The organism is Wolbachia endosymbiont of Nomada ferruginata (assembly GCF_001675785.1).
Classification (GTDB): domain Bacteria; phylum Pseudomonadota; class Alphaproteobacteria; order Rickettsiales; family Anaplasmataceae; genus Wolbachia; species Wolbachia pipientis.
The window spans coordinates 1-7,775 of record NZ_LYUY01000069.1 but is presented as its reverse complement, the minus strand read 5'-3'; the positions used below and the strand labels follow the sequence as shown (position 1 = coordinate 7,775).

The following is a 7,775-nucleotide window of genomic DNA, read 5'->3' as shown; positions in this document are numbered from 1 at the left end:
CCAAACTCTTGAAAGCAATTAGCTACAAAGCTCTTTCCTACCCCAATTCCGCCTGTTAGACCTATAATCATATAGCAAAATGCATTAACTTCTTTTGAAACTATATTTACAGTAGCTGCTGTGTCTACTAAAAACCCAAATTTGGCTATGCAGAGGCTCTGATGATACAAGAAAAAATAAACAGCTATCATTTTTTTAGTAATTAAGTAAAATAGAGTGAAAGATTGCGAGGAAGTTTTGAAAAATAAGATAAAAAAGATAGTAATTTCAGGAAAGGAAGTGTGGCCAATCATCGAAGGTGGTAAAGGCATTGCAATTAGTGATGGAAGGTCAAGCGGAGCATTTGCTGCAGCAGATGCTGTGGGTACGTTCTCTGGTGCAAATGCTAAGCTTATTGATGATAATGGTGAGTTAGTGCCGCTGATTTACAAAGGCAAAACAAGAAATGAAAAACACAGTGAATTGATTGAGTATAGTATTAAAGCTGGAATTAGTCAGGCAAGAATAGCAAATGAAATATCAAAAGGTCATGGAAGAATACACATGAATGTACTTTGGGAGATGGGAGCAGCAGAACGCGTACTTCATGGCATATTAGAAGGAGCGAAAGGTTTGATTCATGGTATTACCTGCGGTGCTGGTATGCCTTATAGGCTTGGAGAAATTGCAGCTAAATATCAGGTTTATTATTACCCTATTATCTCATCGGTGCGTGCTTTTAAAGCATTATGGAAGCGTACTTACCAAAGAATATCTTCCTATTTGCTTGGTGGAGTAGTGTATGAAGATCCATGGCTTGCTGGAGGGCACAATGGACTCAGTAACAGTGAAGACCCAGAGCTACCACAGGCTCCATTTGAAAGAGTTGCAGAGCTTAGATCTTTCATGAACGAGATCGGTCTTTCAGAAACACCAATTGTTATGGCAGGAGGAGTGTGGCATTTGAAAGATTGGGAACATTGGTTTGACAATCTGCAAATTGGACCAATAGCTTTTCAGTTTGGCACTCGTCCACTTTTGACGAAAGAAAGCCCAATTTCTGCAGAGTGGAAAAAGAAGCTACTCACTTTAGAAGAAGGTGATGTATTTTTAAATAAATTCAGTCCAACAGGGTTTTACTCATCTGCAGTAAAAAATAACTTCATACGTGAGTTGCAGGAACGGAATTCACGTCAAATAAAGTTTTCAGAAAATGCTAGCGAAGAATTTAATAATGAATTTGCAATGGGTAGCAGAGGTAGAAAGATCTACCTTACTGCAAAAGACAAAGAACTGGCAAATACATGGACTAAAGCAGGGTACACAGAAGCAATGAAAACCCCAGATTCAACTGTTATTTTTGTGACGCCAGATAAATTTAAACAAATAAGAGAAGATCAAATCAATTGTATGGGATGTTTGAGCCATTGTTTATTTAGCAATTGGAAAGATCATGGTGACCATTCAACAGGACGAAAGCCAGATCCGCGTAGTTTTTGCATACAAAAAACACTGCAAAACGTTATACACGATGGTGATATTGAGAACGAACTCATGTTTTCCGGGCACAATGTGTACAAATTTAAGCAAGATCCATTTTATGAGAATGGCTACGTACCGGCAGTAAAAGAACTGGTGGAAAGGATATTGACTGGGTATTGAGTCAGTGACCTTACCCAGAAAAAGTGGAGAGAAAGTGTGGAATGTTTTTTACAAAAAGAATGATGCATCAAATTGTTCTGGAATGCAATAGTTAATAGTGACGTTGTTTGTTATAAAAAATTTCTATGTATTCAAATATTGCAGTTCTAGTTTGTTGAGCAGAGTGTTGTGAAGTATCAATAAGTATTTCTCTTTTCAATGAGCTAAAGAAGCTTTCTGCAACAGAATTGTCGTAACAACAGCCTTTATTACTCATCTATATTCTTTACAGCTAAGAGATATTGATACCCTTGCGCAGTATATTGTGAACCTTGGTCACTGTGCAGCAGTAGATTTTTAACAGGTTTACGCCTATTAATGGCCATTAATAAAGAGTTCATAACCAATTGTTTATTTATTGCACTACTCATTAACTACCATACGTGAGAATTATTGCTGCCAAATATAGCCATCCCTCCTTGGTTTTGATGTAAGTAATCCCATACTTTATTTGGTTGATCAACAATAAAGTTTTGATCTAGTATATTGGGAGCTACAGCTCTATTATCTGTTTGTTGTTTTTTAATTTTAAACTTTCTTCTCAGTATAGCCCTGATGTCATTTTTCTGCATAATACTTTGCACCGTTTTCAAATTGCAACTTTTACCCAAAGCCTTCAATTCAGCATGAATTTTAGGAGCTCCATATCTACATTTAGAAACTTGATATATTTTTTGAATAGCTGCGAGTAGCTCTTTATTTGCTGATTCTCTACTGCTTATTTTTCTTGTGGTCCACTTATAGTAGCCACTAGCAGAAAATCCTACATAATTCCTGTACTTTATAGCAGTTACTATGCTCTTTTATAAAAAAATATTTTACTCTTTTTGACTGGCCAGGGCTTTTTTTTAAATGTCTCTTTCCCTTGTTACTCTTGCTAACTCTCTTTGTAAATCAAACCTCTCTTTGTCGTAAGGAGCCATGTTACCTCTACCTGGAAATGCATCTGCTGCCGACTTTTTTTCGTTGTGTTTCTTTATCCATTTTCCTAATAAACCACCCTTTATTCCTAAATCCTTTGCTATTTTTGTAATTGTTTGACCTGCCTTTCTTTGTTCATTTGCCAGTTTAACAGCTTCCAATTTGAATTCTGCCGTATATTCTCTTACCATTTCTAATCCTCCAAAATTTTATTTTACCCAAAAAAACTCTTTTCTTTCTCTCCACTTTTTCTGGGTAAGGTCAAACAATGACTATGCAAAAAACCTAATAACATGTATAATCTATAAATAATTTCTGAGGTAGATTGTGAAACTAGGTGTTAATATCGATCACGTTGCAACCCTCCGCAACGCACGCGGAACTTCTTATCCAGATCCATTGAAAGCAGCAGAAATAGCCATTGACGCTGGAGCAGACTTTATTACTGTACACTTACGAGAAGATAGAAGGCATATTAGAGATGAAGACGTATTTAACCTAAAAAAAAGCATTAGCACTGAGCTAAATCTTGAAATTGCAGCCACGGAAGAAATGCTTGAAATAGCAAAAAAGGTAAAACCCTATTCGATTAGTATAGTACCAGAAAAAAGAGAAGAATTAACAACCGAAGGTGGCCTGGATATCGTGAATATGCACAGTAAACTTTCTAGTATAATAGAGGAAATGCATAGCTCTAGCATAAAAGTCTCACTGTTTATCGATCCAAATATTGATCAACTAAAATATCTTGAAAAGCTAGGGACAAAACCTGACATAATAGAAATTCACACAGGGGGTTACTGTGATAATCCATCAGAAAAAAAGTTACAGTTAATTACTAATGCTGCAGAGTACGTCAATAAATTAGGAATAGAATGCCACGCAGGACATGGCATAACTTATAAACACGCTAAGAAGATGACAAGAATACCTCACATCTCAGCTCTTAACATAGGCCACTATTTAATTAGCGAAGCTGTATTTTACGGCTTACACAGCGTAGTAAAAACAATGAAAATGACAATGTCTAACTAACTAACTAACTGCTGCTTTTTCCTTCTCATTTAAAATACTTAAAAGAGTTTGGCTTGCTTTAAATTTTACCCTTGTCTTTTTAGGAACAGTCATGATCTGACCACTTTGGGGGTTACGACATTGTTTTTCCTGACTGATAGCAGTAGAAAATGTTCCTATTCCATGCAAACGTATTTCACCTTTCCCATGCAGCTCATTCTTTATTATTTTAATAAACGCATCATGAATCTTGCTCAAATCAGATTTTGTTATATCTATATTCTGACTAGAACAATCTTCCTTTAATTGTTTTATTATATCTTCTTTACTCATAAATTACCTTAATATTGAAAAAATCACATAAATAGCATATTATGTTGACACCGATAGTCAACTAAATTCATCACAAAAATAGAGGATATCATACACTTTTGCAAATATTTGTATAATACTTACAAAAAAACACCCCTATAAAATAACTATCTCTTAGAAAATTGACACTTTTTCCGAGCTTTATGTTGACCATATTTCTTACGTTCAACAACACGTGAATCTCTAGTTAAGAACTCACCATTACGTAGTATAGAATGCAAATCTTGGCTTACACTACTTAAAGCTCTGCTTATTCCATGAGCTAGAGCACCTGCTTGACCAGATAGTCCTCCACCTTTTACAGTTGCAAATACATCGTATTTATCCAATGTGGAAGTTGCAACAAATGGCATTTTTACTATTTGGCACACTGACTCTCTTTTAAAATAAGAAATTAGATCGCCTTTTTTGTTAACACTAAATTTTCCACTCCCCGGCTTTATCCATACTCTTGCTACAGATTCTTTTCTTCGGCCTGTAGCATATAAACGACCAAGCGAATCAACTGCTGATTTAATTGTCTTTTCTGACCAATCATTGTTATTTATTGTAGAACTCTTCATTTTTACTCCATTACTTTTTATTTTTACGATTCAAAGAGGCAAAATCTATCTTTTCAGGTTGCTGTCCTTGATGCTTATGCTCTGAACCAGAATAAACATACAAATTTTCAAAGCGTCTACGTGCCATAGGCCCATCATCAAGCATCCTTTTCACTGCCATTTCTATTACACGCTCAGGAAATTTGCCATTTAAAATATTATCTGGAGTAGTTTTCTTCAAACCACCAGAATAACCTGTATGCTTATAGTAAATTTTATCTTTAAGCTTCTTTCCGGTGAAATGCACCTTTTCTGCGTTGATAATAATTACATTATCGCCACAATCCATATGAGGTGTATACTCAGGTTTATGCTTTCCACGTAATAGTGTCGCTACAAATGCTGCAAGCCTCCCTACCACTAATCCTTCTGCATCTATGACAAACCACTTTTTATTGATTTGTTTCTCCTTTAAGAAAAAAGTCTTCATTATTTGATCTAACAATAGTAAGCTATGATATACTTAATTTCTCAATAGTGTCAACAATATTAGTTATTGATTATTAAAGTAATTTATGTTAGTAATTGAGCTGCGCAACCAATATGCATAGGAATTAGAATGTTTCGATTGATTATCACACTTGCGATCATTTTTAGTACTATAAGTTGCTATGCAACCGATGTGGGAGAAGTGATAAGCAAAGCCATCAAAAATAGCTCAAAAATAAAGTCTCAATTTTACCAATATAAAAGCGCAGAAAAACACTATAAATCTTCTGGGTTAGCTGGATTTTTACCTGACATTAATTTGCAATACAATTTCGATAGTAACTTTAATCTTGATACATCTGAAAAAAAACTTACATTGCGCCAGAAATTAATCGATGGAGGTGGTACCTTTGCCACATTCAGTCGATCAAGCCATCTTCTCAAAGCAGAAAAGATGCGATTTCAGCAATTAAAACAAGAGCTTGCACTTAATGCTGTGAAAGCATATGTTAATGTTTTACAAAAGACAGAAATATTAAAGCTCAGAGAACATAAAGAACGCGTTTCTTTGGAACATTTGTCAGCTATGAAAAAACGCTTTTCCCTTGGAGAGGTAACCAATGCTGAAGTTTTGTTAGCAAAAGCAAAATTTTCATCTTCTATATCCGAAAGAGTTGATGCTGAAGGTAAATTAAAGTTGGCAAATATTGCTTATTATCATTTAATTGGCGAAGATGCTGATGACCTTTCTGAAGCTAATGATAAACTACCTTCTGTTCCAGAACTAAATGAATGTTTACAGTTAGCAAAAACCAATAATTTATCTCTAAAAGCAGCAGTTTATCAAAAAAGAGCAGCCGGAATGGAAGTGATCGCTGAAAGCTCCAAGTGGCTTCCTTCTTTAAATCTAAGCGCAAGCAAAAATTTTGGGGGGGATGGTATGAAGGTAGACAAACTATTAGAAAATGTTCATGTAGTTTTTATTCTTGATGTTCCAATCTTTAAGAGAGGAGTTAATGCTTTTGGTGTCAGTAAAGCTAAAATGGATGCAAAAAAATCTACCTACGATTATTATGAAACGGTAAAAAATATAGAACAAGCAGTTGTAAATGCTTGGAATAATGTGTTGACAGCAAAGGCCATTATCAAAGCAAGTCAAGAAGCGGAAAAAGCAGCAGCTCTAGCATTGGAAGGAGTTGAGCAAGAAGTAAACTTAAATTTAAAGAGTACATCTGACCTTTTGGACACTGAAGATGCATTATTTAAAGCACGTTCAGACTTAGTTGAAGCAAAAAGCAATTATGTGATTAGTGTTTACAACTTGCTTTTTATGATAAATAGTATAAACCTCTAAATTTAATGGTATTAGCACTATGCATGATGAACAAGGCAATCAATCTGTAAAAGATATCCTAGAAGATATAAAAAAAGCTATATCGGGTAAAAACACGAGTAACGATAAAGCAGAAATAAAGGATGAAAATGATGATGTACTATACCTTGAGGAAGAGTATCCAGAAGACATGGAAGAAGATGGCAAAAAAGAAAATGGTAAAGAAGAGGACATTGATAATGATGACCAAAGTGAAGAAATGGCTTGCAACAGTAACCAATTTAATGGCCATAGCTACAATTCAGAAGAAAAAAAAGATATTTATTTGTACGATAATATCCAAATGAGTAATAACAAAGCGAGTAATAGCGGCTTACAAGCACAAAATAACGATCATCTAATTTTAAAAGAGAATATGGAAGAGATCAAAGCGTTGCTTGGAAAAATGCAAAACGAATTACAGCATAAACAACAAAAAAAAGCGAACCTTACTGTTGAAGAATTAGTTACATCTCTTTTAAAACCTCAGCTCTCAGAATGGCTGAATAAATATCTACATGCACTGGTAAAAGAAGTAGTTGAAAAAGAGCTTAAAGATATAATCAATAATAAGTAGGGTATTAGCAATAAAAACTAGAGTAAAGACGGCTAGAGGCAGAAAACTATCTTCAACAAGGTGGCTACATCGTCATTTGAATGATCAGTATGTGCAAAAAACTAGCAAGGATGGTTATAGGTCACGCTCAGCATATAAGCTGGTAGAAATGGATAACAAATTTAAATTATTCCAAGAAGGGCAAAAAATTATTGATCTTGGTGCTTCTCCTGGTAGATGGTCACAAGTTGCATCTCAGAAAGGTGCAAATGTGGTTGCTCTTGACATAAAACCAATGAACGCAATTAATGGAGTAGAGTTTATACAATGTGATATTATCAATGAGTTTGAAATTTTAAGAGAAAAATTCAAGGATCAAAAATTTGATGTAATTTTATCTGACATGGCGCCCGAATCTTGTGGTTTAAAATCGTTGGATCATATCAGAATTATGCTTTTATGTGAGGCAGCGCTCAATTTTGCAAAGCATTTCTTGAGTCATGGTGGCACGTTTGTAGTAAAAATTTTCCAAGGAGAATCTGATAAAGATTTTTGTAACGAGCTAAAAAAAATGTTTAAAACAGTAAAATACTTTAAACCAAAGTCAAGTAGATCTGAATCTACAGAAATGTATTTGGTAAGTTTAGGCTTTATTGGCAGCAGACTTTCTATATAATATTAATCCAGGTAGCCCACAGAAACGAAAAAACTTCCTTGACAAACTCCGCCAGCCCCCTTATCATGAAACTGAAGCTATTGTATTTGCTTTCGCCAATCTGCAGATTAAAAGGTAAGGATTACTTAATGTATCGGCGTCTTATGTTCAATT

9 protein-coding genes and 1 pseudogene are annotated in these 7,775 nt (G+C 34.8%); 5 read left to right on the top strand and 5 right to left on the bottom strand.

Features of this window, described 5'->3' with window-relative positions:
* Positions 1–191: dephospho-CoA kinase (locus BA053_RS08100; RefSeq protein ID WP_245611593.1), on the bottom strand; the 191-nt coding region annotated here is incomplete at its 3' end.
* A 46-nt stretch (positions 192–237) separates the two neighbouring features.
* Between BA053_RS08100 and BA053_RS04505 the strand changes: the two genes are divergently transcribed.
* Entirely contained in the window at positions 238–1,641 is a 1,404-nt protein-coding gene (locus tag BA053_RS04505; RefSeq protein ID WP_065106810.1) for an NAD(P)H-dependent flavin oxidoreductase, read from the top strand.
* Between the two features lie 48 nt (positions 1,642–1,689).
* Here BA053_RS04505 and BA053_RS08780 read toward each other — a convergent pair.
* A pseudogene (locus BA053_RS08780) lies at positions 1,690–2,792 on the bottom strand (IS3 family transposase).
* Between the two features lie 136 nt (positions 2,793–2,928).
* Here BA053_RS08780 and BA053_RS04490 point away from each other — a divergent pair.
* Positions 2,929–3,636: a pyridoxine 5'-phosphate synthase gene (locus BA053_RS04490; protein WP_065095127.1), complete on the top strand. Its 708-nt coding sequence runs from the start codon at positions 2,929–2,931 to the stop codon at positions 3,634–3,636.
* Here the strand turns inward: BA053_RS04490 and BA053_RS04485 are convergent, their stop codons facing one another.
* From BA053_RS04485 to rplM, 3 genes are all read right to left on the bottom strand, one after another.
* Positions 3,637–3,948: an HU family DNA-binding protein gene (locus tag BA053_RS04485; RefSeq protein ID WP_010082594.1), complete on the bottom strand. Its 312-nt coding sequence runs from the start codon at positions 3,946–3,948 to the stop codon at positions 3,637–3,639.
* Positions 3,949–4,094: 146 nt separating this feature from the next.
* Positions 4,095–4,550, bottom strand: coding sequence for a 30S ribosomal protein S9 (gene rpsI / locus BA053_RS04480; protein WP_006279875.1), 456 nt, complete (start codon positions 4,548–4,550; stop codon positions 4,095–4,097).
* A gap of 10 nt (positions 4,551–4,560) precedes the next feature.
* Positions 4,561–5,019 carry a 50S ribosomal protein L13 gene (gene rplM, locus BA053_RS04475; RefSeq protein WP_010082596.1) on the bottom strand — a complete coding sequence of 153 codons (459 nt, stop codon included), beginning with the start codon at positions 5,017–5,019 and terminating at the stop codon, positions 4,561–4,563.
* 129 nt (positions 5,020–5,148) lie between these two features.
* Here rplM and BA053_RS04470 point away from each other — a divergent pair, with 129 nt between their 5' ends.
* The 3 genes from BA053_RS04470 (at position 5,149) to BA053_RS04460 (ending at position 7,622) form a co-directional block, all read left to right on the top strand.
* The gene (locus tag BA053_RS04470; protein ID WP_065106808.1) at positions 5,149–6,372 is read left to right on the top strand and encodes a TolC family protein; all 1,224 of its coding nucleotides are present in this window, start codon (positions 5,149–5,151) and stop codon (positions 6,370–6,372) included.
* 19 nt (positions 6,373–6,391) lie between these two features.
* Positions 6,392–6,967 (top strand): PopZ family protein, encoded by a 576-nt coding sequence (locus tag BA053_RS04465; RefSeq protein WP_065095125.1) that lies wholly within the window; start codon positions 6,392–6,394, stop codon positions 6,965–6,967.
* A gap of 76 nt (positions 6,968–7,043) precedes the next feature.
* Positions 7,044–7,622, top strand: a complete 579-nt coding sequence (locus BA053_RS04460) for an RlmE family RNA methyltransferase (RefSeq protein WP_065095430.1) — start codon at positions 7,044–7,046, stop codon at positions 7,620–7,622.
* Positions 7,623–7,775 lie beyond the last annotated feature (153 nt).

Excerpts from the sequence above, each read along its gene's own strand:
- BA053_RS04465 (WP_065095125.1), top strand. The coding sequence starts at position 6,392 with ATGCATGATGAACAAGGCAATCAATCTGTAAAAGATATCCTAGAAGAT.
- BA053_RS04470 (WP_065106808.1), top strand. The coding sequence starts at position 5,149 with ATGTTTCGATTGATTATCACACTTGCGATCATTTTTAGTACTATAAGT.
- rpsI (WP_006279875.1), bottom strand. The coding sequence starts at position 4,550 with ATGAAGAGTTCTACAATAAATAACAATGATTGGTCAGAAAAGACAATT.
- BA053_RS04485 (WP_010082594.1), bottom strand. The coding sequence starts at position 3,948 with ATGAGTAAAGAAGATATAATAAAACAATTAAAGGAAGATTGTTCTAGT.
- rplM (WP_010082596.1), bottom strand. The coding sequence starts at position 5,019 with ATGAAGACTTTTTTCTTAAAGGAGAAACAAATCAATAAAAAGTGGTTT.